General features: G+C 61.2%; 29 protein-coding genes. 19 read left to right on the top strand and 10 right to left on the bottom strand.

Annotated elements, in window-relative coordinates; genetic code table 11:
• Nucleotide 1: 1 nt before the first annotated feature.
• On the bottom strand, nt 2–1,207 hold the full coding sequence (carA, locus tag D460_RS0105130) for a glutamine-hydrolyzing carbamoyl-phosphate synthase small subunit (RefSeq protein ID WP_026282804.1): 1,206 nt from the start codon (nt 1,205–1,207) through the stop codon (nt 2–4).
• A gap of 273 nt (nt 1,208–1,480) precedes the next feature.
• Here carA and D460_RS0105135 point away from each other — a divergent pair, with 273 nt between their 5' ends.
• Nucleotides 1,481–1,933 carry a GatB/YqeY domain-containing protein gene (locus D460_RS0105135; protein WP_026282805.1) on the top strand — a complete coding sequence of 151 codons (453 nt, stop codon included), beginning with the start codon at nt 1,481–1,483 and terminating at the stop codon, nt 1,931–1,933.
• Nucleotides 1,934–1,952: 19 nt separating this feature from the next.
• Here the strand turns inward: D460_RS0105135 and D460_RS0105140 are convergent, their stop codons facing one another.
• Nucleotides 1,953–2,831, bottom strand: coding sequence for a hypothetical protein (locus D460_RS0105140; protein WP_026282806.1), 879 nt, complete (start codon nt 2,829–2,831; stop codon nt 1,953–1,955).
• A 652-nt stretch (nt 2,832–3,483) separates the two neighbouring features.
• Between D460_RS0105140 and dnaG the strand changes: the two genes are divergently transcribed.
• On the top strand, nt 3,484–5,487 hold the full coding sequence (gene dnaG, locus D460_RS0105145) for a DNA primase (protein WP_018897445.1): 2,004 nt from the start codon (nt 3,484–3,486) through the stop codon (nt 5,485–5,487).
• Nucleotides 5,487–7,343, top strand: coding sequence for a DNA helicase RecQ (gene recQ / locus D460_RS0105150; protein WP_018897446.1), 1,857 nt, complete (start codon nt 5,487–5,489; stop codon nt 7,341–7,343). The genes dnaG and recQ overlap by 1 nt, the downstream gene beginning before the upstream one ends.
• Before the next feature lie 4 nt (nt 7,344–7,347).
• On the opposite strand, the gene D460_RS0105155 is transcribed toward recQ, so the two are convergent.
• Nucleotides 7,348–7,779 (bottom strand): type II toxin-antitoxin system VapC family toxin, encoded by a 432-nt coding sequence (locus D460_RS0105155; RefSeq protein WP_026282807.1) that lies wholly within the window; start codon nt 7,777–7,779, stop codon nt 7,348–7,350.
• Between the two features lie 2 nt (nt 7,780–7,781).
• Nucleotides 7,782–8,024 (bottom strand): type II toxin-antitoxin system VapB family antitoxin, encoded by a 243-nt coding sequence (locus D460_RS0105160; protein WP_018897448.1) that lies wholly within the window; start codon nt 8,022–8,024, stop codon nt 7,782–7,784.
• A gap of 176 nt (nt 8,025–8,200) precedes the next feature.
• Here D460_RS0105160 and D460_RS0105165 point away from each other — a divergent pair, with 176 nt between their 5' ends.
• The 5 genes from D460_RS0105165 to D460_RS0105195 all read left to right on the top strand — a co-directional run bounded on the left by D460_RS0105165 (nt 8,201) and on the right by D460_RS0105195 (nt 14,868).
• Nucleotides 8,201–9,388: a glycine C-acetyltransferase gene (locus tag D460_RS0105165; protein WP_018897449.1), complete on the top strand. Its 1,188-nt coding sequence runs from the start codon at nt 8,201–8,203 to the stop codon at nt 9,386–9,388.
• A gap of 65 nt (nt 9,389–9,453) precedes the next feature.
• Nucleotides 9,454–10,488, top strand: a complete 1,035-nt coding sequence (tdh, locus tag D460_RS0105170; RefSeq protein WP_018897450.1) for an L-threonine 3-dehydrogenase — start codon at nt 9,454–9,456, stop codon at nt 10,486–10,488.
• A gap of 15 nt (nt 10,489–10,503) precedes the next feature.
• Nucleotides 10,504–10,851, top strand: a complete 348-nt coding sequence (locus D460_RS0105175) for a GFA family protein (RefSeq protein WP_018897451.1) — start codon at nt 10,504–10,506, stop codon at nt 10,849–10,851.
• A gap of 475 nt (nt 10,852–11,326) precedes the next feature.
• Entirely contained in the window at nt 11,327–13,381 is a 2,055-nt protein-coding gene (gene rpoD / locus D460_RS0105190; RefSeq protein WP_018897453.1) for an RNA polymerase sigma factor RpoD, read from the top strand.
• A gap of 191 nt (nt 13,382–13,572) precedes the next feature.
• Complete coding sequence (locus tag D460_RS0105195; RefSeq protein ID WP_026282808.1) at nt 13,573–14,868, top strand: DUF930 domain-containing protein; 1,296 nt, start codon at nt 13,573–13,575, stop codon at nt 14,866–14,868.
• 48 nt (nt 14,869–14,916) lie between these two features.
• On the opposite strand, the gene blaOXA is transcribed toward D460_RS0105195, so the two are convergent.
• Nucleotides 14,917–15,729, bottom strand: a complete 813-nt coding sequence (gene blaOXA / locus D460_RS0105200; protein WP_018897455.1) for a class D beta-lactamase — start codon at nt 15,727–15,729, stop codon at nt 14,917–14,919.
• A gap of 106 nt (nt 15,730–15,835) precedes the next feature.
• On the opposite strand from blaOXA, the gene D460_RS0105205 reads away from it, so the two are divergent.
• The 4 genes from D460_RS0105205 (at nt 15,836) to D460_RS0105220 (ending at nt 18,387) form a co-directional block, all read left to right on the top strand.
• Nucleotides 15,836–16,729, top strand: a complete 894-nt coding sequence (locus D460_RS0105205; RefSeq protein WP_018897456.1) for a LysR family transcriptional regulator — start codon at nt 15,836–15,838, stop codon at nt 16,727–16,729.
• Nucleotides 16,730–16,902: 173 nt separating this feature from the next.
• The gene (locus D460_RS36340) at nt 16,903–17,064 is read left to right on the top strand and encodes a hypothetical protein (RefSeq protein ID WP_018897457.1); all 162 of its coding nucleotides are present in this window, start codon (nt 16,903–16,905) and stop codon (nt 17,062–17,064) included.
• Nucleotides 17,065–17,110: 46 nt separating this feature from the next.
• Complete coding sequence (locus tag D460_RS0105215; protein WP_026282809.1) at nt 17,111–17,884, top strand: APH(3') family aminoglycoside O-phosphotransferase; 774 nt, start codon at nt 17,111–17,113, stop codon at nt 17,882–17,884.
• 122 nt (nt 17,885–18,006) lie between these two features.
• Nucleotides 18,007–18,387, top strand: coding sequence for a DUF427 domain-containing protein (locus D460_RS0105220; RefSeq protein ID WP_018897459.1), 381 nt, complete (start codon nt 18,007–18,009; stop codon nt 18,385–18,387).
• 194 nt (nt 18,388–18,581) lie between these two features.
• Here the strand turns inward: D460_RS0105220 and D460_RS0105225 are convergent, their stop codons facing one another.
• The gene (locus tag D460_RS0105225; RefSeq protein WP_018897460.1) at nt 18,582–19,601 is read right to left on the bottom strand and encodes a porin; all 1,020 of its coding nucleotides are present in this window, start codon (nt 19,599–19,601) and stop codon (nt 18,582–18,584) included.
• A gap of 515 nt (nt 19,602–20,116) precedes the next feature.
• Between D460_RS0105225 and D460_RS0105230 the strand changes: the two genes are divergently transcribed.
• From D460_RS0105230 to D460_RS0105250, 5 genes are all read left to right on the top strand, one after another.
• A complete protein-coding gene (locus D460_RS0105230; RefSeq protein ID WP_018897461.1) occupies nt 20,117–21,082 on the top strand; it encodes a LysR substrate-binding domain-containing protein in 966 nt (321 codons plus the stop codon).
• Nucleotides 21,083–21,206: 124 nt separating this feature from the next.
• Nucleotides 21,207–21,560 (top strand): DUF1428 family protein, encoded by a 354-nt coding sequence (locus D460_RS0105235; RefSeq protein ID WP_018897462.1) that lies wholly within the window; start codon nt 21,207–21,209, stop codon nt 21,558–21,560.
• Between the two features lie 80 nt (nt 21,561–21,640).
• Nucleotides 21,641–22,063, top strand: a complete 423-nt coding sequence (locus D460_RS0105240; RefSeq protein WP_018897463.1) for a secondary thiamine-phosphate synthase enzyme YjbQ — start codon at nt 21,641–21,643, stop codon at nt 22,061–22,063.
• 101 nt (nt 22,064–22,164) lie between these two features.
• Nucleotides 22,165–22,479 carry a hypothetical protein gene (locus tag D460_RS0105245; RefSeq protein ID WP_026282810.1) on the top strand — a complete coding sequence of 105 codons (315 nt, stop codon included), beginning with the start codon at nt 22,165–22,167 and terminating at the stop codon, nt 22,477–22,479.
• A gap of 167 nt (nt 22,480–22,646) precedes the next feature.
• Entirely contained in the window at nt 22,647–23,045 is a 399-nt protein-coding gene (locus D460_RS0105250) for a hypothetical protein (RefSeq protein ID WP_026282811.1), read from the top strand.
• Nucleotides 23,046–23,152: 107 nt separating this feature from the next.
• Here D460_RS0105250 and D460_RS0105255 read toward each other — a convergent pair whose 3' ends face one another.
• Nucleotides 23,153–24,109, bottom strand: a complete 957-nt coding sequence (locus D460_RS0105255) for a DMT family transporter (RefSeq protein ID WP_018897466.1) — start codon at nt 24,107–24,109, stop codon at nt 23,153–23,155.
• A gap of 193 nt (nt 24,110–24,302) precedes the next feature.
• The gene (locus D460_RS0105260) at nt 24,303–24,563 is read right to left on the bottom strand and encodes a hypothetical protein (protein ID WP_026282812.1); all 261 of its coding nucleotides are present in this window, start codon (nt 24,561–24,563) and stop codon (nt 24,303–24,305) included.
• A 27-nt stretch (nt 24,564–24,590) separates the two neighbouring features.
• Here D460_RS0105260 and D460_RS35850 point away from each other — a divergent pair, with 27 nt between their 5' ends.
• Nucleotides 24,591–24,935: a hypothetical protein gene (locus D460_RS35850; protein WP_155947675.1), complete on the top strand. Its 345-nt coding sequence runs from the start codon at nt 24,591–24,593 to the stop codon at nt 24,933–24,935.
• 13 nt (nt 24,936–24,948) lie between these two features.
• Entirely contained in the window at nt 24,949–25,437 is a 489-nt protein-coding gene (locus tag D460_RS0105265; RefSeq protein WP_018897468.1) for a GAF domain-containing protein, read from the top strand.
• A gap of 72 nt (nt 25,438–25,509) precedes the next feature.
• Here the strand turns inward: D460_RS0105265 and cydX are convergent, their stop codons facing one another.
• Both cydX and cydB read right to left on the bottom strand, forming a co-directional pair.
• Nucleotides 25,510–25,620: a cytochrome bd-I oxidase subunit CydX gene (gene cydX, locus D460_RS34930; RefSeq protein ID WP_018897469.1), complete on the bottom strand. Its 111-nt coding sequence runs from the start codon at nt 25,618–25,620 to the stop codon at nt 25,510–25,512.
• A 12-nt stretch (nt 25,621–25,632) separates the two neighbouring features.
• Nucleotides 25,633–26,787 carry a cytochrome d ubiquinol oxidase subunit II gene (gene cydB / locus D460_RS0105275; protein WP_026282813.1) on the bottom strand — a complete coding sequence of 385 codons (1,155 nt, stop codon included), beginning with the start codon at nt 26,785–26,787 and terminating at the stop codon, nt 25,633–25,635.
• Nucleotides 26,788–26,790: the final 3 nt, after the last annotated feature.

The raw sequence follows: 26,790 nt of genomic DNA on the forward strand, positions 1-26,790 counted from the left end.
CTCAGCGTTCGGCCAGTGCCGCTTCGCCCTTCTTCTCGCGCACCATGTTGATGAAGCGGCGGAAGAGGTAGTGGCTGTCCTGTGGGCCGGGGGAGGCTTCCGGGTGATGCTGGACGGAGAAGATCTGCTTGCCGGAAACACGCAGGCCGCAGTTCGTGCCGTCGAAGAGCGAAACGTGAGTCTCCTCAACACCTTCGGGCAGCGACTTCGTGTCGACCGCGAAGCCGTGGTTCATCGAGACGATCTCGACCTTGCCCGTCGTGTGGTCCTTGACCGGATGGTTGGCGCCGTGATGGCCCTGGTGCATCTTCTCGGTCTTGGCGCCGAGTGCCAGGCCCAGCATCTGGTGGCCGAGGCAGATGCCGAAGAGCGGGATATCCGTCTTGATCAGCGACTGGATGACCGGAACGGCGTATTCGCCTGTTGCTGCCGGGTCGCCCGGGCCGTTCGACAGGAAGATGCCGTCGGGCTGCATGGCAAGCACTTCCTCGGCGCTCGTCGTTGCCGGCATGACGGTGACCTTGCAGTCGAGGCCGGCAAACAGGCGCAGGATGTTGCGCTTGACGCCGTAGTCGAGGCAGACGACGTGGTACTTGGCGTCCTCGGCCTTCAGTTCGCCGTAGCCTTCGTTCCAGATCCATGGGGTCTGCGACCATTGCGAGGACTGGCCGGAGGAGGCGATCTTGGCGAGGTCGAGGCCTTCGAGGCCGCTCCAGGCCTTGGCTTCGGCCTTCAGCGTGTCGACGTCGAAGACGCCGTTCGGGTCGTGGGCGATGACGGCGTTCGGTGCGCCGTTCTCGCGGATCCAGGCGGTGAGCGCGCGGGTATCGATGCCGCAGAGGCCGATGACGCCGCGGGCCTTCAGCCAGGCGTCGAGGTGCTTGGCGGCGCGGTAGTTGGACGGGTCGGTCATGTCGGCCTTGAAGATGACGCCGACCGCGCCGTGGCGTGCCGCCGGCGTCAGGTCTTCGATGTCTTCTTTATTGGTGCCGATGTTGCCGATATGCGGGAAGGTGAAGGTGACGATCTGGCCGAGGTAGGAGGGATCGGTCATGATCTCTTCATAACCGGTCAGCGCGGTGTTGAAGACCACTTCGGCCTGGACCTTGCCGGTCGCGCCGATGCCCTTGCCTTCGATCACTGTGCCATCCGCCAGAACGAGCAGGGCGGTCGGCTTTTCGGTTGTCCAGGGTGCTGTCGCGGTCATCTTCATCCCGTTTCCGGCCGCCAGACGTCCTTGGGCAACGTTGGCCGGCCATTTTGGTTCGCAAGCGTGTACGCGCGGCAAAGCGCGCGCTCTCAGGCCTGATCACGAATTTTGGTGCAGGTGGCGGTAAATAGCCACGCTATTTCCTGAGGTCAATCTTTGTACCGCAGATTCTAAGGGTTTTCTGCCGCTTTATGTCGCGCGTTTCGCAATTTATTTGATCCCACGCATTCGTCTGGTTTATGAAGCGGCATTCAAACAGGAGTGTTTATGATGTTGCGCGATCAACTCGCCGCCGCCCTCAAGGATGCGATGAAATCCAAGAATGCCGAGCGTCTTTCGACCGTTCGCCTGATCCAGGCCGCGATCAAGGACCGCGATATCGCCAATCGCGGTGCCGGCAAGGAAGAGGCCAGCGACGACGAAATCCTGCAGATCCTGGCCAAGATGGTGAAGCAGCGCGACGAATCGGCGAAGATCTACGACGAGAACGCCCGCCCGGAGCTCGCCGCCAAGGAGCGTGCCGAAATCAAGGTGGTGCAGGATTTCATGCCGAAGCAGCTCTCCGATTCGGATGTGCGCGCCAACATCGCGGCGATCATCGCCGAGACGGGTGCCGCTGGTCCGAAGGACATGGGCAAGGTGATGGCGGTGCTCAAGGAGCGCTATGCCGGGCAGATGGATTTCTCCAAGGCGTCCGGCGCCGTCAAGGAACTCTTGAACTGATCGATCAAGTCATTCCCACTCAGGCGAGGCGCGCGGTCTTCGGGACCGCGGGCCCGAGCACGCTTGCGGCTGCCGCGTCGATGACGGCGAACTTCGCGGCCTGATAGCCCCAATATTCCCGCACGAACTTCTTAGACATCCAGGTCTCGCCCTTGAACGAGGCTTCGGACCAGCCGATGCTGCCCATCTCGGCTGCTTGCGACAGCAGTCGCTTCAGATGTGTGTTGGAGATCATGAACTGGTCGCGGATCTCCTTCAGCGACAGCCTTCCGATCGCGACGCGCTCCATCGACTTGTCGAACGAGGTTATCCGCGTCATCAGCAAGTCCATGACGAGGCCGCCGGAATTCGCCCAGTTGAAAAGATTGTAGGTCGCGCCGGGATCGCGCACCGCGTTGCTGTCGATGATGCCCTTGGCGATCAGCGGCTGCATGCGGGCAAAGACCAACGGATCCTTCATCGCCGCCTCGAGACGGTGGCCGCCATCGAGGTTGTCGAGGATCATCAGGTGGGCGGCGAGCCATTTGTGGAAATGCTCGAGCGCCGTTTCGGTCGGCTCCAGCAGGCGCGTACGCTTGTCGGACGGGCTTTCGACTGGGCGCAGGAAACGATAGGCAAGCATTTCCTGCATGAAGGCGGCGGCCGTGTTGCGGCTGGCGATCTTCTTTTCGATGGCGAATGAAATGAAACGGCCGGAATAGAGGCCACCCTTGGGATCATCGGGGTAGCCGAAATAAAGCGCGAATCCAAGTTGCGCCATCAACCAGCGTTGCTGGGCGGCGAATATCGACGCGATGCGTGGGCTTTCGCGGTAGATCGCGAGCATTTCGCGCGCGAATTCCAGAACCAACGCGAAAAATGCGTCACTCTCTAAAAATTCTTCAACCTTATGTGGCATGCTTGGCAACCATCCGAAGTTGCCGCCTTCATTGGACTTGCGACCAACGACTGTCAATCAATTGCTGGTGGAATCTGCCTGTGATAGGCAGCCACAATCCACAATATGAAACGTTAGGTAGAAATTAAAGAAGGCAGGAACTGGGGGCGTTCCTGCCTTCTTGCTCTTTGCTCCGGCTGACGACGCAGGACCTGGGTCCTCATCAGCGGGTATTTGCAAAGGCACCCTTGCAAGGCGGCGCCGGGGGTAGGGATGGTGCCTTGCGAGGGGATCGCTTTGTTGAGACTGACGTTATTGCGATGCGGCATCGGATTCAAATTACAAAAAAATAATAATTGGCGGGAATTGCCGCCTTAAAGCGAACACCAGTTACCGTGTCCGGCTCTCAGTCGGATTCGAGTCTCGGTCGTAAGCCCTTGTTTTATTTGTGGGGAGCGCGGGCGCCACGTCGCGGTTTGTGTCGGCTTTCCTGCAAACCCGGTGGCGACCGGTGGACGAGCGGCTCTGACAGTCACGCTTTGTTGAAAGTTTCAGGCGGCCGCGTTGTAGGGCGCCGGTCGTCGAAGCAACCTGTGTATAGCGTGGCTATCGGCCAAAGTTCGTGGCATGCGCCCGGGAACTTGCTTATATGGAGGATAGCCAAGAGGTAGAAATGCGCTTTTCAAACTCCTTTCTCGACGAGATACGCGACCGCGTCCTGATTTCGGACGTGATCGGTCGCCGTGTGAGTTGGGACAAGCGCAAGACCAACGTCTCGCGCGCTGATTACTGGGCATGCTGCCCGTTTCACGGCGAGAAGTCGCCGAGCTTCCACTGCGAGGACCGCAAGGGCCGCTATCACTGCTTCGGCTGCGGCGTGACCGGCGACCATTTCCGCTTCCTGACCGAGCTCGAAGGCTTGAGTTTTCCCGAGGCTGTGCAGACGATCGCCGATATGGCTGGCGTCGCGATGCCGGTCGCCGATCCCGCCATGGAGAAGCGCGAGAAGGAGCGCACGACGCTCCTCGACGTGATGGAGATGGCGACACAGTTCTTCCAGGACCAGCTGCAGACGGCGAACGGCGCACGCGCACGCGCCTATCTGCGCGACCGTGGGCTGACGGGGCGGACGATCGAGACCTTCCGTCTCGGCTTTGCCCCCGACAGCCGCAATGCGTTGAAGGAGCATCTGGCAGGCAAGGGGGCGTCCAAGGAGCAGATCGAGGCCTGCGGGCTGGTCGTGCACGGGCCGGAGATTCCCGTTTCCTACGATCGCTTCCGCGACCGCATCATGTTCCCGATCCTGTCGTCGCGCGAGAAGGTGATCGCGTTCGGTGGTCGCGCCATGTCGCCGGACGCGCCGGCCAAGTATCTCAATTCCAACGAGACGGAGCTCTTCCACAAGGGCAACGTGCTCTACAATTTCGCCCGCGCGCGGCGCGCGACGCAGGGCGCCAACGGCGAAGGCACGATCATTGCCGTTGAAGGCTATATGGACGTGATCGCGCTCTATCAGGCGGGTGTCGAGAACGCTGTCGCTCCACTCGGCACGGCGCTCACCGAAAACCAGCTGGAGCTGCTCTGGAAGATGACGCCGCAGCCGGTGTTGTGCTTCGACGGTGACGGCGCCGGTATCCGTGCCGCCAACCGAGCGGCCGATCTGGCGCTGCCGCATATCAAGCCGGGACGCACCGTGCGTTTCGCGCTTCTGCCTGACGGCAAGGACCCCGACGATCTCGTGCGCAACGAGGGGCGGGCGCCGTTCGACAAGGTGATGAGCCAGGCCAAGCCGCTTGCCGAGATGATCTGGGGCCGCGAGTTGAAGACCGGCTCGTTCGAGACGCCGGAGGCGAAGGCCGAGCTCGAGGCGCGCCTGAGGCAGCTGGTGGCCGTCATCGCCGACGAGGATGTGCGCCGGCACTACCAGCAGGACATGCGCGACCGGCTGAATGGCTTCTTCCGGCCGCAGTTCCAGAACCGCGACGGCGGCGAACGGCGCAACTTCGATCGCGGCGGTTTCGAGCGTGGCGGTGGCCAGGGGCGCGGACGCGGAAACGATGGCCCGCGCGGTGCGCGTGTTTCCGGCGGCGGTATTTCCGATCGGCTGGCCCGCTCCGGGCTGGTGCGCGGCCACCAGGAGACGCCGGCGCTGCGCGAGAGCGTATTGGCGCTGACCGTCGTCAACCATCCGGCGCTGATGCAGGACGAGTATGACGAGATCGCCTCGATCGATTACGACAGCCGAGAGCTGCAGCGGCTCTGGTCGGGCATGCTCGGGGCCGCGGCGGCTGTCGCCGGTCCGCATCTGACACGCGATTATCTGATCGAGCGGCTGGAAGAGCAGGGTTTTGGCGGGCTGATCCAGACGCTGGAGCAGCAGATCCGCAATGCGCGGCTATGGATCGCCACCGAGCAGGCTGCGATGGAAGATGCGCGCGAGGGCTATCGCCAGGCGCTCGCCTTCCACAAGCGCTCCAAGGCGCTGCGCTGGCAGAAGATCGAGCTGGAGAAAGAGATCGCCGAGGCCACCGAAAGCGGCAATGAAGAGGTGATCGACCAGTTGATGCGGGCGCTGCAGGAGGTTCATTTCGAGGGCCTGCGGCTTGAGAACCAGGAAGCGATCATCGATGGCTTCGGCGTGCTCTCGGGTCGCGTCAAAGGGGCTGCGAGCCATTGATGGACGCGGCGGATACACGGTTTTCAGCGGGTGACGCGCTGTTTGGCGCCGAGCGCACGCCGCTCGGCATTCTCAACCACGTCTACGGCTATCCGGCCTTTCGCGGCAAGCAGCAGGCGGTCGTCGAGCATGTGGTTGATGGCGGCGATGCGCTGGTGCTGTTTCCGACGGGCGCCGGCAAGTCGCTCTGCTTCCAGATCCCCGCACTCTGCCGCGATGGCGTCGGCATCGTCGTCTCGCCGCTGATCGCGCTGATGCGCGACCAGGTGGAGGCGATGAAGCAGCTCGGCATTCGCGCGGCCGCGCTCAACTCGTCGCTGACGCGCGAGGAATATGTCGAGGTTCGCCGGGCGATCTCGTCGGGAAATCTCGACCTGCTTTACGTGACGCCGGAACGCATCCTGATGGACGGGTTCCGCGATATCATCGGCAATGCCAGGATCGCTTTGTTCGCTATTGACGAGGCGCACTGCGTTTCTCAGTGGGGCCACGACTTCCGGCCCGAATATCGCGAACTCGGCAAGCTCGGTGAGCTTTATCCCGGCGTTCCCCGCGTCGCGCTGACGGCGACGGCCGATCCGCATACGCGTGACGATATCGCCGCCCGCCTTGGGCTCAATGGCGCAAAGATCTTCACCACCAGCTTCGACCGGCCGAATATCAGCTACGAAATCGTCGAGCGCGACCAGCCGCGCCAGCAGTTGTTGCGGTTTCTCGCCGGCCACAAGGGCAATAGCGGAATCGTCTACTGCCTGTCGCGCGCCAAGGTCGAGGATACGGCGGAGTGGCTGAACGGCCAGGGCATCCGCGCGCTTGCCTATCACGCCGGCATGGATCGTGCCGTGCGCGACGCCAACCAGGATGCCTTCCTCAAGGAAGAGGATCTCTGCCTCGTCGCGACAGTTGCCTTCGGCATGGGGATCGACAAGCCGAACGTGCGCTATGTCGCGCATCTCGATCTTCCGGGTTCCGTCGAGGCTTATTATCAGGAGACCGGCCGCGCCGGGCGCGACGGTCTGCCTTCCGAGGTATGGATGGCCTATGGCATGGCCGATGTGATCCAGCGCGGACGGATGATCGACGAGGGCGGTGCGGCCGACGAGATCAAGCGGGTGGAACGCTCCAAGCTCAACGCGCTGCTTGCCATCTGCGAGACGGCGTCGTGCCGGCGGCAGGCGATCCTGTCGCATTTTGGCGAAAGCCATGCCGGCAATTGCGGCGGCTGCGACACCTGCCTGAAGCCGGTCGAGACCTGGGATGGGACGGATGCGGCGATCAAGGCGCTGGCGGCGATCTATCGCACGGGCGAGCGTTTCGGCACGGGGCACGTGGTCGATGTCCTCATCGGCAATGTCAATGAAAAGACCGAGCGCTTCGGCCACACCGAAATGCCGGTTTTCGGCGCCGGCAAGGATATCGCGGCGCGCACCTGGCAATCCGTGTTCCGCCAGCTTCTGGCGATGGGCCTGGTGCGCGTCGACCACGGGGCTTTCGGCGCGCTGAAGCTGGAGGAGGGCGCGCGCGCCGTGTTCAAGCGCGAGCGCGAGGTGTTCTTCCGCAAGGACCGCCCGGCCTCCGAACGGCGGCCGAAGAGGGCGGCGCAAGCCGAGCGGCGCTCGGTTCTGTCAGGCTCCGACGACGCGCTGTTCGAGGCGCTGCGCGCCGAGCGCACCGCGATCGCCCGCTCGCTCAGCGTCCCACCCTACGTCGTCTTCCCCGACACGACGCTGATCGCCTTCGCCACCGAGCGGCCGCGCACGCACAAGGAGCTGCTCGGCATTTCCGGCGTCGGACAGTCGAAGCTCGAGCGCTATGGGGATGCGTTTCTCGAGGTGATTTTGGGGTTTGATGGGTGAGGGCTCAGGCGACGTCGGTGTGAACGAAATCGTTGCCCTTGTAGAGCAATCTGACGCCAAGCGTCTTGGCGCAGGCGTAGGCGTAACAGTCGCCGAAATTCAGGCTTGCGACGTGGCCAACGACCTTGCCGTAGATCGCCGCAGCGTTGATGGCGGCGTTCCCGATCTCGGCGGAGATGACGACTTCCTTGATATCGAGGCCTTCGATGAAAGCGTCGATCGCCTTTGTCGCCTCGTCCACCATCCGTGCCGATGGCTTAGCCTGGGAGCCGGCGGTGTGCGCCTTCTGGCGCGCAAGGGCCAGAACGGCTTCGAATTTCACCAGCGGAGACACATAAAGAACGTCTTGCCCGGCGTCGGAAAGCGCCTTCTCAATGTCCTCGTAACCTGCTTCCCGCGCCAGAACGGCGACAATTGCCGACGCGTCGATAAACAAGGTCAATCGCCCCACATTTCATCAGTGAAGCGTTTCATGTCGAAATCAGGATCGCCCTTGCCCATGGCGTCGGCGATCGCCTTTGCCTTCGCCAGCCTCACTTCGATTGGTACGGTCTTTCGAGCTCGGGCAAGCTCGTTTTCCAGCGCGCGGCGAACCGCTTCCGTCTTTGTCGGAGCTTTCGTCAGTTCCTGGATCTCGGCTGCGAGCCGGTCGACGTCTTCATCGCTGATATAAAGAGCCATTGCTGCTCTCCCTTCATGCAACTGTTTATCATCTTCCGAAAAGCTCTGCCATTGGTGTGTTTTATGCGAAAGCCATCACTGAAGCGCCATCATTTGCGATAGGCTCTTTGCGACAAGACGCGCGGTGATATGGTACCTGCGGCAACTGGAAACTCTCGAACAGGCGACATTGTCTCATGAATACGGCTTTCCTCTCCCATTTGCGCACCGAGCTTGCCGGCCTGAAGGAGGCCGGGCTTTACAAGGCGGAGCGTGTCATCACCTCGAAACAGGCGGGTGAGATCGCGATTGCCACCGGCGAGCGAGTGCTGAATTTCTGTGCCAACAATTACCTCGGCCTTGCCGACAACGCGGAACTCGCCGAAGCCGGCAAGAAGGCGCTTGATCGCTATGGTTACGGGATGGCCTCGGTGCGTTTCATCTGCGGTACGCAGGAGGAGCACAAGCAGCTTGAGGCCAGGATTTCGTCGTTTCTTGGGATGGAAGACACGATCCTTTATTCCTCCTGCTTCGATGCCAATGGCGGCTTGTTCGAGACGCTGCTTGGCGAAGAGGATGCGATCATCTCCGATGCGCTGAACCACGCCTCGATCATCGACGGCGTGCGGCTCTCCAAGGCCAAGCGTTTCCGCTACGCCAATAACGACATGGCGGCGCTTGAGGAGGAGTTGAAGAAGGCCGAGGGCAGCCGGTTCAAGCTGATCGCGACCGATGGCGTGTTTTCGATGGACGGGATCATCGCCAATCTCCAGGGTGTCTGCGATCTTGCCGAAAAGTATGGCGCGATGGTCATGGTTGACGACAGTCATGCGGTCGGGTTCGTCGGCAAGCATGGGCGCGGTTCGGCCGAGCATTGCGGCGTCGAGGGGCGGGTCGATATCATCACCGGTACGCTCGGCAAGGCGTTGGGCGGTGCGTCAGGCGGCTATACGTCGGCGAAGGCGGAGGTGGTGGAGTGGCTGCGGCAGCGGTCGCGGCCCTATCTGTTTTCCAATACGCTGGCGCCGGTGATTGCGGCTGCGTCGCTGAAGGTCTTCGACCTGATCGATCATGGCGATGCGCTACGGGCGCGGTTGTCCGCCAATGCGGATCTGTTTCGTTCGGAGATGACGAAGCTTGGCTTCACGCTTGCGGGCGAGGGGCATCCGATCATTCCCGTCATGCTGGGGGATGCGAAGCTGGCGCAGGATATGGCGGCGTTGATGCTGAAGAAGGGTGTTTACGTCATCGGCTTTTCCTTCCCCGTGGTGCCGAAGGGGAAGGCGCGCATCCGTACACAGATGTCGGCGGCGCATTCGGTCGAGGATGTCGAGCGGGCGATTGAGGCGTTTGCCGAGGCTGGGCGGGAGTTGGGTGTGATTTAGCGCCGTGGTTGCTCCTCTTCTCCCCGGTCGGGAGAAGGGGGAAAGCGGCAATTGGGAGGAATTGAATGTCGAACATGATGAAGGCACTGGTGAAGTCGAAGGCCGAGGTCGGGCTGTGGATGGAGCAGGTGCCGGTGCCCGAGGTCGGGCCGAACGATGTGCTGATCAAGGTCAGGAAGTCGGCGATCTGCGGCACGGACGTGCATATCTGGAACTGGGACCAGTGGGCGCAGAAGACCATTCCGGTGCCGATGGTGGTGGGGCACGAGTTCTGCGGCGTGATCGCCGAGGTGGGCTCGGCGGTCACCAAATATCATGTCGGCGAGCGGGTCTCGGGCGAGGGGCATATCGTCTGCGGCAAATGCCGCAACTGTCGCGCCGGGCGCGGTCATCTCTGCCGCAATACGCTGGGGGTCGGCGTCAATCGTCCGGGCTCCTTTGGTGAGTTCGTCTGCATTCCTGAAGCCAATGTCGTGCCGATCCCCGACGATATTCCCGATGAGATCGCGGCGATCTTCGATCCGTTCGGCAATGCGGTGCATACGGCACTCTCTTTCGATCTCGTCGGCGAGGACGTTCTTGTCACCGGCGCGGGTCCGATCGGCATCATGGGGGCGCTGGTCGCAAAGCGGTCGGGCGCGCGCAAGGTCGTGATCACCGATATCAATCCGCATCGGCTCGATCTCGCCCGCAAGCTCGGTATCGATCATGTCGTCGATGCGTCGAAGGAGAACCTCTCCGACGTGATGACCTCGATCGGGATGACCGAGGGCTTTGATGTCGGGCTCGAGATGTCGGGGGCCGCACCTGCCTTTCGCGACATGATCGACAAGATGAACAATGGCGGCAAGATCGCCATTCTCGGCATCGCGCCCGCCGGTTTCGAGATCGACTGGAACAAGGTGATCTTCAAGATGCTCAATTTGAAGGGCATCTACGGACGCGAGATGTTCGAGACCTGGTACAAGATGATCGCCTTTGTGCAGGGCGGGCTGGACCTTGCGCCGGTGATTACCCACCGCATCGGCATCGACGATTTCCGCGAGGGCTTCGAGGCGATGCGGTCGGGCAACTCAGGCAAGGTGGTGATGGACTGGTAATGGGAGGAGAATGACATGAACTATGAAGGAAGCTGCCACTGCGGCCAGATCGCTTTCGATGTCGAGGGTGATTTCACATCGGCGATCGACTGCAACTGTTCGCTCTGCCGGCGCCGCGGCGGGCTGCTCGCTTTCGTGCCGCGCGACAAGTTCAGCCTGAAGACGCCGCGCGAGGCACTATCGACCTACACATTCAACACCCATGTGATCCAGCATCACTTCTGCAGCAATTGCGGCGTCGGCCCGTTCAGCGAGGGCAAGATGCCGGATGGCACCGAGATGGCCTGCATCAATCTGCGCTGCGTGCCCGCCGTCGATCTTACGACGATCGAGATCCAGCCTTGGGACGGCAAGTCGCATTAGTCTGTCGGTTGGCTGGAGCCTCGGCGTGAACGGAGGTCGGGCCGGGACGGTGTGCGGGATATGTGCGACAACTGGTCGTTTCAGAAGAATGCGGCACGCTCTTGTCTTCCCGTGGTGACATCCTATCTATGCTTGGCAACCGCTTCGGCGGCTTGTGGCCTGTGGATAAGGCCTTTTCCAAGTTTTCTCGCGCTTTTTTGCTGGAAAAGCTTGACGAGAACTAAAATTGTGGGAATCACCGTTCGACTTGAATAGCGGTGAACTGGGTCAAGGGCAGATCGCACAACCATGGCCGGACATTTGGTGACATATGAACTCTGTCGTCCGGCGCCGGCAATCGTGGTTAATCAGGCATTAAATGTCATCCCGTTATTTGGGATCAGGTGATTCGAGACGGCCGTTTGCGGCGCGCCGGCTTTGATAGGGCCGTTTTACCGCAGCGAGTTTGAATAGCGTCAGGAAGGCGACGATATACATGGCAACGAAGGTCAAAGAGAACGAAGAAGCGGAAGTCGAACGCGACGGCGGTACCGACGGCCCTCTTCTCGATCTTTCCGATGACGCGGTCAAGAAAATGATCAAGGCCGCCAAGAAGCGCGGCTATGTGACGATGGACGAGCTCAATGCCGTTCTTCCGTCCGAGGAAGTGACATCCGAACAGATCGAAGACACGATGTCGATGCTGTCGGATATGGGCATCAACGTCATCGAAGATGAAGAAGCCGAAGAAGCCGGCGGCAACGACGGCGGCGACGACGATTCCAGCTCCGACGACGAAAGCGAAGGCGGCGAGCTTGCTCCCTCCGGCGGTACCGCACTTGCGACCGCCAAGAAGAAAGAGCCGACCGACCGCACCGACGACCCCGTGCGCATGTATCTGCGCGAAATGGGTTCGGTGGAGCTTCTGTCGCGCGAAGGCGAAATCGCCATTGCAAAGCGCATCGAGGCCGGCCGCGAAACGATGATCGGTGGTCTCTGTGAGAGCCCGCTGACCTTCCAGGCGATCATCATCTGGCGCGACGAACTCAACGAAGGCACGACGCTGCTGCGTGAGATCATCGATCTCGAAACGACCTATTCCGGTCCCGAGGCCAAGGCTGCTCCGCAGTTCCAGAGCCCCGAGAAGATCGAGGCTGACCGCAAGGCTGCCGAAGAGAAGGAAAAGACCCGCCGTACCCGTTCGGGCGACGACGACATCACCAATGTCGGCGGCGAGGGCCTGCCTCCGGAAGAGGAAGAAGAGGACGAGGACGAATCCAACCTGTCGCTGGCCGCCATGGAAGCGGAACTGCGTCCGCAGGTCATGGAAACGCTCGACATCATCGCCGAGACCTACAAGAAGCTCCGCAAGCTGCAGGACCAGCAGGTCGAGCAGCGGCTGGCTGCGACCGGCACGCTGTCTTCCGCTCAGGAGCGCCGCTACAAGGAGCTCAAGGATGAGCTCATCAAGGCGGTGAAGTCTCTGTCGCTGAACCAGAACCGCGTCGACGCCCTTGTCGAGCAGCTCTACGACATCTCCAAGCGACTGATGCAGAACGAAGGCCGTCTGCTGCGCCTGGCCGAGTCCTACGGCGTCAAGCGTGACTCGTTCCTGGAACAGTACCAGGGCGCCGAGCTCGATCCGAACTGGATGAAGTCGATCGCCAATCTGGCCGCACGCGGCTGGAAGGAATTCGCCAAGGGCGAAAACACCACGATCCGCGACATCCGCCAGGAGATCCAGAATCTGGCAACGGAAACCGGCATCTCGATCGCCGAATTCCGTCGCATCGTGTCGATGGTGCAGAAGGGCGAGCGCGAAGCGCGTATCGCCAAGAAGGAAATGGTCGAAGCGAACCTTCGCCTCGTCATCTCCATCGCCAAGAAGTACACGAACCGCGGCCTGCAGTTCCTCGACCTCATTCAGGAAGGCAATATCGGCCTGATGAAGGCGGTCGACAAGTTCGAATACCGCCGTGGTTACAAGTTCTCGACCTATGCGACGTGGTGGATTCGTCAGGCGATCACCCGCTCGATCGCCGACCAGGCCCGCACGATCCGTATTCCTGTGCACATGATCGAAACGATCAACAAGATCGTTCGTACCTCGCGCCAGATGCTGCACGAGATCGGCCGCGAGCCGACGCCGGAAGAGCTGGCTGAAAAGCTGGCCATGCCGCTCGAAAAGGTCCGCAAGGTCCTGAAGATCGCCAAGGAGCCGATCTCGCTTGAAACGCCTGTCGGTGACGAAGAAGATTCGCACCTCGGCGATTTCATCGAGGACAAGAACGCGCTTCTGCCGATCGACGCCGCTATCCAGGCGAACCTGCGCGAAACGACGACGCGTGTTCTCGCATCGCTCACGCCGCGCGAAGAGCGCGTGCTGCGCATGCGTTTCGGCATCGGCATGAATACCGACCATACGCTCGAAGAAGTCGGCCAGCAGTTCTCGGTTACCCGCGAACGTATCCGTCAGATCGAAGCGAAAGCGCTGCGCAAGCTGAAGCATCCGAGCCGCTCGCGTAAGCTCCGCTCGTTCCTCGACAGCTAAGTCGCGGACATATGTCATTCGAAAAGCCGGGCCTTGTGTCCGGCTTTTCTCGTTTCTGACGGTGCTTAGCTGGGGATTATCCGCCTTGGCGTTCACGCCCTTGTCAGGTGTGCGTGTTTTTTGCCTTTAAGGCTTGATGATGCCTTCTTAAAAGGCCACATCGACAACTTGTCGTTCAGCATTGCGTGGGTATGGCCAAGGCAACGGAAAAGCAATTGGGGTTGTTCGGCTGGGGCGTCATCGCCTCGGTGCTGCTTCATATTGTCGTCGTTGCCGGCTTTCTGATCAAGCTGCCGCAGCCGACGCCGCCTCCCCAGGAGGAGACGGTCAATGTCGAGATGGTGCCGCCACCGGAAGAGAAGAAGCCCGAAGAGAAGAAGCCGGAGGAGCAGGCTGCGCTGAAGGTGCCGGAAGAGCCGAAGCCCGAGGAGAAGAAGCCCGAGCAGCCGGCTGCGGCCGAAAAGCCTGCCGACGAACAGAAGCCGGAAGAAAAGAAGGCCGAGCAAAAGCCGCCGGAGCCCAAGCAGGAAGAAGCCAAGGCAGAACCGCCACCGCCGCCGCCAAAGCCGCCGGAGGAGAAACCGCCGGAAGCGCCCAAGCCGCCTGAAGAGAAGCCGCCCGAGCCGCCGCCGCCTGAAAAACCTCCGGAAGAAAAGCCGACAGAGGAAAAGAAGGCTGAGGAGAAGAAGTCCGAGGAGCCGCCGAAGCCGGATCCCGCCGAACAGGCAAAGGCCGACCAGCAGCCGAAGGGACCTGATGGCAAGCCACAGCCGATCCAGCCGCTGCGCCCCGTCTTCGAGTTCGGCGACAAGGCGAGCGGCCCGAGGAAGGCCGAGGATGGCGATGCTTCCACCGAGGCGGATAAGCCTTCGGGCGCGCCTGACGCGGAAAAGCCCACGGATGATCCCGCGTCGGCTGGAAAACCCAACGCCGACGACAAGCCGCCGGCCAAGCCCATGCCTGATGATATCAACCTGCCGCAGGTCGATGTCGCCGACGCGCATCAGGAAAACAACGGGCCGGCCGCCGAGGCGACCGGTGTGGTGACGACCGAGATCACGCAGGCCAAGCCGAAGGAGATCGCCAAGGCTGACCCCGCCGCCAGTGCTGCTCCGGCGGCCGATCCGCTGACCAAGGTGAAGAAGCTCTATTCGCAGAACGACACGGGCGGCGACGTGGCGCGGACGGCGATCGACGGCATGCCGCGCGGCATGCGCGTTGCCGAACTCTGCACGACGGAACTGCGCGAACAGCTCAGGCACTCGCCGCAGGGGTTCCGGCCGGAGCTCTTGCCGTCCTATCGCCTGCAGCAGGGCAATGTGCTGGAGATCAAGCGTGGCGCCTTTCGTGCCAGTGCGCGCTGGTACGATATGAGCTTCCGCTGCGAGGTCGATACCGACGGAACCAAGGTGCTAAATTTCGCCTATGACGTCGGTGCTGCTATCCCGAGGTCGCAGTGGCGCAGCCGCGGGTTCCCCGATTTCTGATGGGCGGATGCGGGCGCCGTTGTAGCGCCCGCGAGCCTTGATCGAGGCCTATTTGCTGCTGCCCGCAGTCAGCGACGGCAGTTCGGCGAAGAGGGCGTCACGGGCGCGAACGCCTGCCGTGCCTTCCGTCTTCTTGTCGTCCTGGATCAGGCGGGCGAACACCACGGTCCGGTCCCCCTTCGTCGCCCAGCCGACGAACCAGCCCCAGGGGTGCTCCTCATCGAACGTGTAGTCGGGCAGCCTCGGATAGGCCATGCCGGTCTTGCCCTGCACCGACCAGCCATCCGGCAGCTCGGTCTTCTCGACGACCTTCAGCGTCATCTCTGTCGCGTGGGCGTTGACGGGAAGCTGGCGGTTCACCAGCTTGCGCAGGAACGCCACCTGTTCCAGTGGCGATATCTTGAGCGATGAGGCGATCCATGCCCGGTCGAGGCCGTTGTTCTTGCCCTTGTCGCCGGAGAAATCGGCATTGCCGTAGTTCAGCTTCGTCGCGTAGTCGTGCAGCGCCTTTTCGCCGAGCGCGTGGGTGATGCGCTGGGAGAACCAGACGACCGAGTATTTCAGCCAGCGAACGGCATCCGTCGGCTTCTTCCAGTTCTCGCCGCCCCAATCGGGATCGCCCTTGCGAAAGTTGAGGGTCGGGGTGTGCTCGTCCTTCAGGAAGCCGCTGTCATAGCCGATGACGCTCAGCGCCACCTTGAAGGTCGAGGCCGGCGTGACGCGGCCTTCGCAATCGCCCTCTTGGACAATCGTCTCTCCGGTCTTGGCGTCGGCCACGACAGTACAAATAGTCTTGGCTTGCGCCGTCGTACCCATTGTGGCGATCGCTGCGGCGGCAAGCAGGGTGGGGCGGAGATGCATGGAATGGCCCTTTCTTGGTGGCTTTCTAGGGATAGCTACCAGTCGTTTGACCCCGCGACAAAGGACCAATACTAGATGAAGCCATTAGAAAAATTGGGGCTTCATCATGGTTCGGCCATATCTACCGCTGAACGCCTTCAGGGCTTTCGAGGCGTCTGCGCGGCACCTGAGCTTCACCAAGGCGGCGATCGAGCTCAACGTCACGCAGGCGGCCGTCAGCCACCAAGTGATCGCTCTCGAGGCGCAGCTCGGGGTGACGCTGTTTCGGCGGCTGCCGCGCGGGCTGATGATCACGGCGGAGGGCGACAGTCTGCTGCCGGTGCTGCGCGACAGCTTCGATCGCATGGCTGATGCTGTCGAGCGGCTTCGCGACGGGCATGTGCGCGAAGTGCTGACGGTTGGGGCGGTCGGAACCTTCGCGGTCGGCTGGCTGCTGCCGCGCTTGCCGTCTTTTCAGGAGCGCTATCCCTATGTCGACCTCAGGCTTTCCACCAACAACAACCGGGTGGACCTGGCGGCCGAAGGGCTCGATCTCGCCATCCGCTTCGGCGGCGGGGCGTGGCACGCGACGGAGGCGACACGGCTCTTCGAGGCGCCACTGTCGGTGCTCTGCAGGCCCGATCTCGCGGACGGGCTGAAGCGGCCGGAAGATCTCGTGGGGCAGACACTCCTGCGCTCTTATCGGCCGGACGAGTGGACGCGGTGGTTCGAGGCTGCCGGCGTTTCGCATCCGGGGCCGATGCAGAAGAGCATCGTCTTCGACACCTCGCTGGCGATGATGGAAGCGATCCAGCAGGGGATCGGCGTCGGGCTTGCGCCGCCGAAGATGTTCGAGCGCCAGCTGGCGTCCGGCCTGGTGGCGCGGCCGTTTTCCATCACTGTGTCGATGGGCAGCTACTGGCTGACGCGGCTGCATTCGCGCCCGGTGACGCCCGCGATGGCGGCGTTCTCGCAGTGGATCACGTCGGTGATTGCACAAAGTGATGAGGCAGGATGTTAGGGAAATAACAGAAGTTTTGCTGAACGGTCTGGAAGCGTTTTCGAAATGCGCTAAGTTGGGTGTGTCGAAGTGAAACGGAATCGTTAATCGTTCTCCGCTCCAGTCCGACACAAGCATGACCGCCTAGCTTTGTCCCATCGCCGGATGTTAGCGGCACAAGAGGGGACAATGACATGTCGAACGAAATCGAGCGCTTTTTCGAACAGCAGGACGAAGCCACCAAGGTGGCGATCATCGAAAGCCGTGGCGACGAGTTGACCGACATGCTGGTATCCGCGCTCGAAGATGCGCTTTCCATCCTCCACGGCGAGATGCAGCCCGAAACATTGCACTGATCGCCGCCGCCTCGATCGAGGCGGGCACAACTGTCTGAGGCCTTGCTTGGCTCATCCTGTTGCATTGGACAGCTTTATCGCGGGCTATTCCTGGGATCGTGATCCAGTGGGGCGATCGCCTTCCGAGGTGTTTCGCCTGCAACGCGCAGATGCGCCTGTGCTCTATCTCAAGCGCGAAGCGCGGAGTGGCTATGGCGAGTTGGCCGATGAGGCTGCGCGCTTGCGGTGGCTTTCCGGCCAGGGGATGCCGTGTCCCGATGTCATCGCTCTCACCACCGATGATGACTATGATTGGCTGCTGATGAGCGCCTTGCCGGGCCGCGATCTCGCTTCGGATTCGGCTGTTGATGCCGAGGCGAGGGTGGTCATGCTGGCCTCCGCATTACGCGCGCTTCATTCTCTCGACATTGCCTCGTGCTCCTTCGATCACCGGTGGTCGAAGCGGCTTGCCGTTGCCGAGCGGCGCATGCGGGCCGGCTTGGTCGACGAAGAGGATTTCGACGAGACGCGGCTTGGGCTGAGCGCCGCCGATCTCTATTCAGAGCTTTGCCGGATGGCTGCCGGCGACGAGGATTTGGTTGTCACCCATGGCGACGCCTGCCTGCCGAACTTCGTGGCATCAGGTGATGCCTTCGCCGGCTATATCGATTGCGGCCGTCTTGGCGTTGCCGATCGCTACCAGGACATCGCGCTCGCCTGCCGCAGCATCGCCGCGAATTTCGGTGAGGCGTTCGTTGGGCCGTTTTGCCGGAACTACGGCATCGTGTCGTTGGATGCTGGCAAAATGCTGCGATATCAGATGCTTGATGAGTTCTTCTGACCGACTGATTCAAGCTGGTCACGACGCCCGCACGTTTCGATCACCGCAACGTTATGCCGTCTTGCCTGTAAACGAGTGAGGGCCTCCCTATATGGATATCATGAGCATCCAGGGAGCCGCCGATGTCCGCCCAGCCGATGAAGATACCCGGTCCGGATCATCCGATTGCGATTACGCCCAATCCTAAGCGTGTGATGGTCACTTGGAACGACCGCGTGATTGCCGATAGCCGCAAGGCGTTGACGTTGAAAGAGGCGAGCTATCCCGCCGTCTTCTATATCCCTCGTAGCGATGTGGACATGGCGTTGCTGGCCCACAGCGCGCACAACAGCTTTTGCCCCTACAAGGGCGAGGCGTCCTATTACAGCATCGCGTCGGACGGCGAGCGTTCGGAAAGCGCGATCTGGAGCTATGAAGATCCCTCGGATGCCGTCAGCGAGATCAAAGGCTATGTCGCCTTCTACCCTGATCGTGTCGACTCTATCGAAGAGTTGACGACTTAGGGGAGGCGAGACGCCGACGGCTTAGGGAGACGTGGGTTCGGCGATCGGTCGCGGCAAACCTGTCTCTGAAAAATCAAGGATCGGTCCGGCAGGGAAACCGGACCAATCCCCGTAACTGATCGGAGGTCAATCGGATCAGAAAAGGCAAACTTGTGAAAGGTGCCCCGGCCTAGACCGGGGCGCCGATAGTCAGATTAGAAAGCGCGCTGCAGGCGGAAGAAGCCCTTGGTTACGCTGTCTTCGTGGTCAACGTCGGTGTAGTCGACGGTAGCCTTGGCGTAGAGGTTGTCTACGATCTGGTAGTCAACGGTTACGCCGACCTTCCAAGCGTCGTTAGACGAGAAGTCGGTGTCCGTTGCGTTGTGGCCGTAGTTGCCGAAGTACTGAGCCATCGGGGTGATGGTCCACTTGTCGGTAACCTTGGCTGCGTATTCAGCAGCAACGGTCCACTCGGATTCGTCGTAGTAGCTGTTGATGCCGGTCGCGTAGGCAGCAGCCAGGCCGAGGGTGCCAGGTCCGATGTCAGCGAAGAGCATGCCACGGATCGCACCTTCTTCGGTGTCCGTGTCGTAGCCGCCGATGAGCTGGTAGGATACTACGCCAGCCTTGCCGCCGATTGCAGCAGCGATACCAACGGCGTTGCCGGAGTTGGTGCCACGCTCTGCGCCTGCGCCGTCTTCCAGTTCGTCAACCGAAACGCCAGCGTAGAAGTCGCCGGATTCGTACTGGTAACGAATGGAGTTGTGCAGGGTCTGGTAGCTGGACAGAACGTCCGGCTCGCCGCTCAAATCGTCATCCCACCAGCTGTAGAACAGACCGGCGCGCAGGCCAGCGATGTCGATGTAAGCGGAGTCGAGGGTCGAGGTCGTGGAAGCGTTGTCGCCGTTGTTACGCAGAACGATAACGCCGGTGAGCGGGCCGTACTCGGTGTCGCTCTTTGCAGTGAACGAAACCTGAGCGCGCGTACGAGCGTTCCAGTCAGACGAACCCTTCTGGTTCGGGCCGCCGTATACTTCAAAACGCAGGTAACCGCCAACCTTGAGGCAGGTTTCGGTGCCCGGGATGTAGAAGTAGCCGGTGCCGTAAGCGTCGCAGACGCGAACGTATTCTACTGCTTCAGGCTCAGCTGCAACGATAGCGTCGGCAGCGAAGACGGGGGACGCGGCGGCAGCGAGAGCTGCTGCGGACGTCAGCATAACCATCCGAATGTTCATTTGAAATCCATTTCCTTTTAGAAGAGACCGTTGCCACACACTGGGAGGTGATAGGCAACCGTTCCGGTAAACAGCCTTTCGGCACGCGGATCAGCGAACCGCTGACACTCTTCTCTCATCCCTCAGTAAATCTATCAATTCGGATGACGGCGAAATCGTTGATTGTGAAACTTGTTATGTTCGAAATGTGACGAATTTGCCACAATATCAGCTACTTAGACAAATTGACGCAGTGCCCCGACAGCTGCGGAGCAACGGAATACAGTGAAATTCATGTGCTCCGAGGAGCGTATAGAGGTGCCGGCGAATACACACCGAGCGCAATGTCCGCGAGATAATATCGCGTTGCAGCAAAATGAAGGGGCTTCGCTGGAACGCTATGTTCCAAATTTGGAACGAAGCCTTCCGGGCAGGCGAATGAAAGTTTTTTAGGCAGGAGTTGGCATATTTCGTTCGCAGGCGTATGCGACAGGTTCCAGGGATATCTTAGGGCCCTTTTTTAGAAGAGGTGGCTTATGCCAGCGGCCGAAACCAATTTTCCGGATATGAACGACTTTGCTTATTTTGCAGCGGTTGTACGCTATGGCGGCTTCTCCGCGGCCGGTCGTGTGTTGGGTTTGCCGAAGTCGAAACTCAGCCGCCACATCACCGCGCTTGAGGATCGTTTGGGCGTTCGATTAATCGAAAGAACGGTGCATCGGTTCCGCGTGACCGAGATTGGTCAATCACTATATGTTTACTGTGAGAACATGCTGCGTGAAGCGGAAAGAGCCACCAAGGCCGTCCACGACGCAAACGACGAACCGCAGGGAACGATCAGACTAAGTGTTCCGACGGGGCTGCTCGAGGGGTCGCTCGGGGCGATCTTTCCCGAGTTCCTGTTGCTTCATCCGAAGATCCAGCTGCAGATTCTCGCCACCGACCAGCGGGTCGACATCATTAACGACCGACTCGATCTCGCGATCCGGGCGCAGTTGACCGAAGAGACCGACGCCGAGTTGACGATGAGGGTCTTGAGCAAGGTCGATCTCATCCTTGTCGCCAACAAGGACATGGCGGCACGGCTGCCCACGGGGGAGGGAATCGAATCGCTTGATGGCGTGCCGACCGTCTCGTTCACCAGCGGCATGGCCGAGTGGCGCGAGGTCGACGTCTGGGATTTCACCGGCCCGGATGGTGCGCTTCACAGGCACGAGCATCGACCGCGCATGAGCTGTCGCAGCGTGCCCGCCGTGCTGGAAGCGATTCATGCGGGCGTCGGCGTCGGGCTGCTTCCGGATATTGTCTGCGCCGAAGGCTTGCGGCACGGAACACTGGTCCGCCTGCTGCCCGATTATCAGATGTCCCAAGCGACCATCTATCTGGTGTTCACGGCATCGCGCGGCCTGCCGACGGCGGTGCGCACGCTCGTCGACTTCCTCGTCGAGCGCTTCCGGACGTTCAATGTCGCGATTGAGGGTGATCGCGCGGGCGCGGCGTGAGTCGTTTCTGCCCGGCGCATCGACATCTTGTCCAGCAGACATGGCGCCTATCTTGAAAGAGGTGTCGGTTCGGGTGCGCCTTGTTCGTCCTTGAAGCGATGCCAACGTTCAAGGGAGAAGAATCATGTCCTATGTCGACGGTTTTATCGTTGCTGTGCCGAAGAAGAATATCGAGGCATACAAGGCGCTTTCAGCCAAGGCCGGCGCTGTCTGGAAGTCACATGGCGCGAAGGATTATGTCGAATGCGTCGCGGACGACGTGCCCTATGGCGAGTTGACGTCGTTTCCGCGTGCGGTTCAGGCAACCGATGACGAAGTCGTGGTGTTCTCGTGGATCACTTATGATTCGCGCGAGCAGCGCGATGAGATCAATGCGAAGGTCATGGCGGATCCTGAACTGCAAGTCACCGAATGCCTTGATATCTTCGATGCAAAGCGGATGATCTACGGCGGCTTCGTTCCGCTGCTTTGGCTTTGACGCGGACCGATCACCGGCATTGACATGGCGGCGGGTGCGCGCGACCTCTGGGCTGAGTTTCATCGTCCGGAGGTGCCCCCATGCCACATAAGATTCTCAGCCTGCAGACCCGCGGGCAGGGCCTTTATGAGTTTACCGATCAGATCGCTGCCTTCGTGCGTTCCGCAGATGTCGAATCCGGACTGCTCACCGTTTTCGTGCGGCATACGTCCTGCTCGCTGCTCATTCAGGAGAATGCCGATCCGGATGTGCGCACCGATCTCAATGGATTCTTTCGCCGTCTGGTGCCGCCATCGTCCGATCCGTCGATGCGCTGGATCGTTCATACGATGGAGGGGCCGGATGACATGCCTGCCCATATCAAGGCGGCGCTGACGCAGGTTTCGATCGGGATTCCCGTCATGGACGGGCGGCTTGTTCTCGGTACATGGCAGGGAATTTATCTGTTCGAACACCGCGAAACTCCGCACCGGCGCGAGGTCGTGCTGCATCTCGGCAACTGAACCAAATGTGAACGGGCGGTTCGAACATCGTTCATTTTCAGGCGTTTATCGTTTGTCCAATCCCGCAAGGGAGACCATCGATAACAAATGAAAGCATGAACATGACCCATTTTATCGCCAAAGCTTCGTTCGCCGCCATCCTTGCCATTGCGTCCATTCCCGCGACGTTCTCGGTTGCGTCAGCCGCCAGCCCTGAGCGTGCATCGGTCGTCGAGATTCAGTATCATCGTCCCGCTCCGCCGCGCGCATGCTCGCCGATCCGGGCTGTCGAAAAGGCCCGTTATGCAGGCCTGCGCAATGCGCGCGTCACCGATATCACGCCGCGCCGCGTCGTCGTTTCCGGCCGTGGCTATCGCGGCCATTGGGACCGGATGTTCTTCGCGAACGTTCGCGGTTGCCCTGAGATCCGCCGCTGATCGGGCCTAGAGAACTATAGAGACTGCATCGCCTTGGCCGCGCCATTTTCAGGCTGCTTTGTGCGAATCGCATAACAATGCGTTTATCCGGGAGGGCCGTTCTTCCGACCGGCCGAGAGAGAATCGAAAAAGGAGCGCGGTCGCAACCGCGTGATATGGAGATTTCGATGATGCAGTTTCTGACCAAGGCGGGGATTGCCCTGGTACTGGGCGCCGGCACGCTTGCCGGCGCTACGGTTCCGGCCTCCGCTCAGGTGGACATCTATATAGACGGCGGTCGTCCGCCACCGCCTCCGGGCTACGGGCGCCCACCACCGCCCCCAGGCTATGGCCGGCCGCCACCGCCGCCGGTTTATGGCCGCCCACCGCCGCCACCTCCGTATTATGGCGGCCGGCCGCGTGGTTGCGATCCGCGCTTGGCTGAAGACAAGGCGAGCGATTACGGTTTCCGCCGCGCGCGCGTTGTCGATATCACGCCGCGCCGGGTGATCGTGCAGGGCTTCACGCGTCGTGGGCCCGACGAGATCACCTTCGGCAACGTTCGCGGTTGCCCGGTCCTGCGCTGAGAGGCCGGTTTCCGATAAGTTTGAAATGAAACCACCCCCGCCTGCGTGGAAACGCGGACAGGGGTGGTTTTCGTTTTGGGGTGATGTTTCGGCCGCTGTTGCGGCGGTCAGGCCTTGGGCGCGCTCGGACCTTCGCCGGCGGCCGAAGTGGCAAGCGGCGCCTGGCTGTCTGAGGAGACGACCGAGGTCGGCAGCGGCGTGCCGCGCTTGCGTTCGCGCGCCAGCGTCAGCAGACCGGAGCAGATGATCAGCAAGATGCCGCCGGCCATCGGCAGATCGACCGAGTCGTCGAAAATCAGGTAGCCGAACGCGATCGCCCAGAGCATCTGGCTGTATTGCGGCGGCGCCACGAGGTTGGCGGGCGCGATGCGCGCTGCGGTCATCAGGAGCACGTTGCCGGCGGCGCCGAGCAGGCCGTAGCTTGCGATGAACAGCCACTGCCGTGGTGTCGGCATAACGAATTGCGAGGCCATCAGGATGCCGCTGACGATGATGGTGCCGAGCAGTGCGGCGCCGTATAGCGACAGGCGCTTTTCGGCCGGCCCCATCTTTCTCAGAACAACGATCGAGATCGCCGCCGTCAGGCCGCCGATCGCTGCCGCGAGATGGCCGATCGAGAGTTCGCGGAAGCCGGGGCGCAGCACCACCAGAACGCCGAGAAAGCCGACGATAACGGCCGCCCAGCGCTGCCAGCGCACATCTTCCTTGAGGAAGATGACGGACAAGATTGTCACGAAGGAGGGCAGCAGGAAGAGCAGGCAGAAGGCTTCCGCCATGGGAAGCAGCGTGAAGGTGATGATCGAGGCAATCGCGCCGATCGCGCCGCAGACGAAGCGTAGCAGCCACAATGTGCGGTTCGTGGTGCGCACGACATCCAGCCAGGAGTCTTCCTTGGCCTTGATGAAAGGCAGGGCGGCGGTGCCGAACAGGGCGCCTATGAAGGCGATCTCGTAGGATGGGATGCTGCCGTGGAGGATCTTGATCGAAGCGTCGCTGAACGCGAACACGGCATAGGCGGCAAACGCGATGAGAACGCCGCGCGCAGGCGAATGGGGAGCAGTCATGGGAGCAGTTTCAATTTGAAGAGAGCTTCGGGCGCCGGAGCATCGTTGCCGACAAGAGGCGGTATAGTTGAGAATGCTGCCCTGCACAATTGCGCAAAAGGACGCGCCAGCCTTAAAGGGCCTGGTGTGATTGCAACGCCACGCCGCGCCTTACGTGGCGGCGATCCGCCACCACGCATTGTCTACTGCGTTTTTAGTTGGTGCCGCGTCTGAGCGCTGGGCCATAGTCGCGGTAGATGCTGAGGCAATCGGTATAGCTCAGCGATTCGTTGGCGCCGTAGATCACATGCGCGCTCGATGCATTGGTGGACGCTTCCTCGGATACGAAGAGGATGGCTTCGCCGAGTGATTTGCCTGTTATTGGCGCATCGGTGCCATCGTCGAGCGTTATTCCCTTTATGACTGCGGCAATCTCGCGGTGGCTGAAAACTGCCTGTCTGTCTTCCGGTGTCATTGCCTTTACCTCGAACTGAAACTGAAAATGGATGGTTCTATCGTTGCCGGCCAAAAACTGCGCCGACGGTCGCGCGATGCCATCGCCTTACGGGCTCGATGGCAGGCAGACGTGCGCGAGCACGGCCTTTTCGCGTCTGTATTCATCGACCGGATGCCGCCGGCGGCCGCCAGCGTCGGATATCCGATCGACATATTATGGACATATGGCCCGATCGCCGTCGGACAAGATCGCTTCCTTCAATCCCCTGTGAATTTAAAAGGAGCCGGCGTGAATTCGCGCGGTGATTGCCGGGCAAGGCTACACGGCGGCGAATTGGCAAGTGCTATCGGGATCGCTATATCAGGCCCCACACGTGCAAGCATCGGCTGAAAGGTGAACCGACATGTTTCAAACGGCAAAGATCGATCAGGCCGACAAGAAGGAGTTCTATCGCCAGCTTGCGCAGCAGCTGACCGGGCTGCTTCACGGCGAGCGCGATGTGATCGCCAACGCGGCCAACACATCGGCGCTGATGTTCGAGATGATGCCGGAGCTCAACTGGGCCGGTTTCTATTTCCTGAAATCGAAGGACGAGCTGGTGCTCGGGCCGTTTCAGGGGCGCACCGCCTGCGTGAGGATCGCCGTCGGGCGCGGCGTCTGCGGGACCGCTGTCGCAAAGGGCCAGTCGATACTCGTCGAGGACGTGCATGCGTTTCCCGGCCATATCGCCTGCGACGCGGCCTCGCGCTCGGAGCTTGTCGTGCCGCTCAGCCACAATGGCGAGATCCTCGGCGTCATCGATCTAGACAGCCCCGTGACGTCGCGCTTCGATGCGGACGATCAGGCGGGGATCGAGGCGCTGGCCGAGATTTTCGTTGCGGCCAGTTACTGACGTCAAATTCATTGCATGAACGAGATGAGGCTGCGCCCGGATTGAGCGCAGCCTCTTTTGTTATCCTGTCACTCAGGACTTCTTCTTCTTGGCCTCATCGTCGATCAGCTCGTACCACATGGCGTTGAGGACGGCGAAGGCGGCCGCGAGCGGCAGGCCAAGGATCCATGCGAAATACCACATCCTATTTCTCCTTCAGTATGCGTGACCGCTTTTGTCGGTGATCTGTTTCTCGTCGACCTTCCCCCACAGCACTTTGTAGACCCAGGCCGTGTAGGCGAGGATGATCGGCAAGAAGATCAAAGTGACGACGAGCATGATGAACAGCGTCAGGTGGCTCGATGATGCATCCCAGACCGTCAGGCTCGACTTCGGATCGAGCGAGGAGGGCAGGATGAAGGGGAACATCGAGACGCCAACGGTCGAGATGATGCCGAAGATCGACAGCTTGCTGAAGAGCAGCGTGCCGATCTCCAGCCTGGCGCGCATGGCGATCAGGGTGGCAACCGCACCGGCGAAGCCGGCGATCGGGGCAATCATCATCCAGGGATAGGTGCCGTAATTGGCGAGCCACGAGCCCTCATGCGCCGCAGTTTTCAGAAGCGGGTTCGAGGGGCCGTCTGTGACGACCGTGCTCGAGATCGTGTAGCCGTTGACGCCAAGCGCCAGGAAGACGCCGCCGAGCGCGAAGAGCACGATGACGAGGATGGCGGCGATGCTGCCATAGCCACGCGCGCGTTCCGCCACAGGGCCGCTCGACTTCAGCACCAGCCAGGCGGCGCCGTGCATGCTGAGCATCGCGACGGAGAGCAGACCACAGAGCAGGGCATAGGGGTTGAGCAGGCCGATGAACGAACCCTCGTAGAAGATGCGCATGTCGGCCGGATCGAAGCGGAAGGGCACGCCCTGCAGCACGTTGCCGACGGCGACGCCGAAGATCAGCGATGGAACGAAGCCGCCAATGAAGAGCGCGAGGTCCCAATTGCCGCGCCAGCGGGCGCTCTCACGCTTCGAACGGTATTTGAAGGCGACCGGCCGCAGGATGAGCGCAAGCAGGATGGCGAACATCGCCAGATAGAAGCCGGAGAAAGAGACCGCGTATAGCGGCGGCCAGGCGGCGAAGACGGCGCCACCGCCGAGGATCAGCCAGACCTGGTTTCCTTCCCAGACCGGGCCGATCGTGTTGATGGCGACGCGCCGCTCCGTATCCGTCCTGGCGACGAAGGGGAGCAACATGCCAACGCCGAGGTCGAAGCCATCGGTGACGGCGAAGCCGATGAGGAGGACGCCGAGGAGCAGCCACCAGATGAGGCGCAGGGTTTCATAGTCGATGAGTTCGTGCAGGATCATGAT

It is taken from the genome of Rhizobium sp. 2MFCol3.1 (assembly GCF_000377565.1).
GTDB lineage: Bacteria > Pseudomonadota > Alphaproteobacteria > Rhizobiales > Rhizobiaceae > Rhizobium.

What these genes read in the sequence shown, in the direction of transcription:
- D460_RS0105235 (WP_018897462.1), top strand. Translation starts at nt 21,207, where the DNA reads ATGTCCTATGTCGACGGTTTTATCGTTGCTGTGCCGAAGAAGAATATC.
- D460_RS0105245 (WP_026282810.1), top strand. Translation starts at nt 22,165, where the DNA reads ATGACCCATTTTATCGCCAAAGCTTCGTTCGCCGCCATCCTTGCCATT.
- rpoD (WP_018897453.1), top strand. Translation starts at nt 11,327, where the DNA reads ATGGCAACGAAGGTCAAAGAGAACGAAGAAGCGGAAGTCGAACGCGAC.
- D460_RS0105250 (WP_026282811.1), top strand. Translation starts at nt 22,647, where the DNA reads ATGATGCAGTTTCTGACCAAGGCGGGGATTGCCCTGGTACTGGGCGCC.
- dnaG (WP_018897445.1), top strand. Translation starts at nt 3,484, where the DNA reads ATGCGCTTTTCAAACTCCTTTCTCGACGAGATACGCGACCGCGTCCTG.
- D460_RS0105160 (WP_018897448.1), bottom strand. Translation starts at nt 8,024, where the DNA reads ATGGCTCTTTATATCAGCGATGAAGACGTCGACCGGCTCGCAGCCGAG.
- D460_RS0105265 (WP_018897468.1), top strand. Translation starts at nt 24,949, where the DNA reads ATGTTTCAAACGGCAAAGATCGATCAGGCCGACAAGAAGGAGTTCTAT.
- cydX (WP_018897469.1), bottom strand. Translation starts at nt 25,620, where the DNA reads ATGTGGTATTTCGCATGGATCCTTGGCCTGCCGCTCGCGGCCGCCTTC.
- D460_RS0105175 (WP_018897451.1), top strand. Translation starts at nt 10,504, where the DNA reads ATGAACTATGAAGGAAGCTGCCACTGCGGCCAGATCGCTTTCGATGTC.
- D460_RS35850 (WP_155947675.1), top strand. Translation starts at nt 24,591, where the DNA reads ATGGATGGTTCTATCGTTGCCGGCCAAAAACTGCGCCGACGGTCGCGC.
- D460_RS0105255 (WP_018897466.1), bottom strand. Translation starts at nt 24,109, where the DNA reads ATGACTGCTCCCCATTCGCCTGCGCGCGGCGTTCTCATCGCGTTTGCC.
- D460_RS0105195 (WP_026282808.1), top strand. Translation starts at nt 13,573, where the DNA reads ATGGCCAAGGCAACGGAAAAGCAATTGGGGTTGTTCGGCTGGGGCGTC.
- D460_RS0105135 (WP_026282805.1), top strand. Translation starts at nt 1,481, where the DNA reads ATGTTGCGCGATCAACTCGCCGCCGCCCTCAAGGATGCGATGAAATCC.
- blaOXA (WP_018897455.1), bottom strand. Translation starts at nt 15,729, where the DNA reads ATGCATCTCCGCCCCACCCTGCTTGCCGCCGCAGCGATCGCCACAATG.
- D460_RS0105240 (WP_018897463.1), top strand. Translation starts at nt 21,641, where the DNA reads ATGCCACATAAGATTCTCAGCCTGCAGACCCGCGGGCAGGGCCTTTAT.
- D460_RS0105205 (WP_018897456.1), top strand. Translation starts at nt 15,836, where the DNA reads ATGGTTCGGCCATATCTACCGCTGAACGCCTTCAGGGCTTTCGAGGCG.
- recQ (WP_018897446.1), top strand. Translation starts at nt 5,487, where the DNA reads ATGGACGCGGCGGATACACGGTTTTCAGCGGGTGACGCGCTGTTTGGC.
- D460_RS0105260 (WP_026282812.1), bottom strand. Translation starts at nt 24,563, where the DNA reads ATGACACCGGAAGACAGACAGGCAGTTTTCAGCCACCGCGAGATTGCC.
- D460_RS0105220 (WP_018897459.1), top strand. Translation starts at nt 18,007, where the DNA reads ATGTCCGCCCAGCCGATGAAGATACCCGGTCCGGATCATCCGATTGCG.
- D460_RS0105225 (WP_018897460.1), bottom strand. Translation starts at nt 19,601, where the DNA reads ATGAACATTCGGATGGTTATGCTGACGTCCGCAGCAGCTCTCGCTGCC.
- D460_RS0105165 (WP_018897449.1), top strand. Translation starts at nt 8,201, where the DNA reads ATGAATACGGCTTTCCTCTCCCATTTGCGCACCGAGCTTGCCGGCCTG.
- D460_RS0105140 (WP_026282806.1), bottom strand. Translation starts at nt 2,831, where the DNA reads ATGCCACATAAGGTTGAAGAATTTTTAGAGAGTGACGCATTTTTCGCG.
- tdh (WP_018897450.1), top strand. Translation starts at nt 9,454, where the DNA reads ATGTCGAACATGATGAAGGCACTGGTGAAGTCGAAGGCCGAGGTCGGG.
- D460_RS0105230 (WP_018897461.1), top strand. Translation starts at nt 20,117, where the DNA reads ATGCCAGCGGCCGAAACCAATTTTCCGGATATGAACGACTTTGCTTAT.
- carA (WP_026282804.1), bottom strand. Translation starts at nt 1,207, where the DNA reads ATGACCGCGACAGCACCCTGGACAACCGAAAAGCCGACCGCCCTGCTC.
- D460_RS36340 (WP_018897457.1), top strand. Translation starts at nt 16,903, where the DNA reads ATGTCGAACGAAATCGAGCGCTTTTTCGAACAGCAGGACGAAGCCACC.
- cydB (WP_026282813.1), bottom strand. Translation starts at nt 26,787, where the DNA reads ATGATCCTGCACGAACTCATCGACTATGAAACCCTGCGCCTCATCTGG.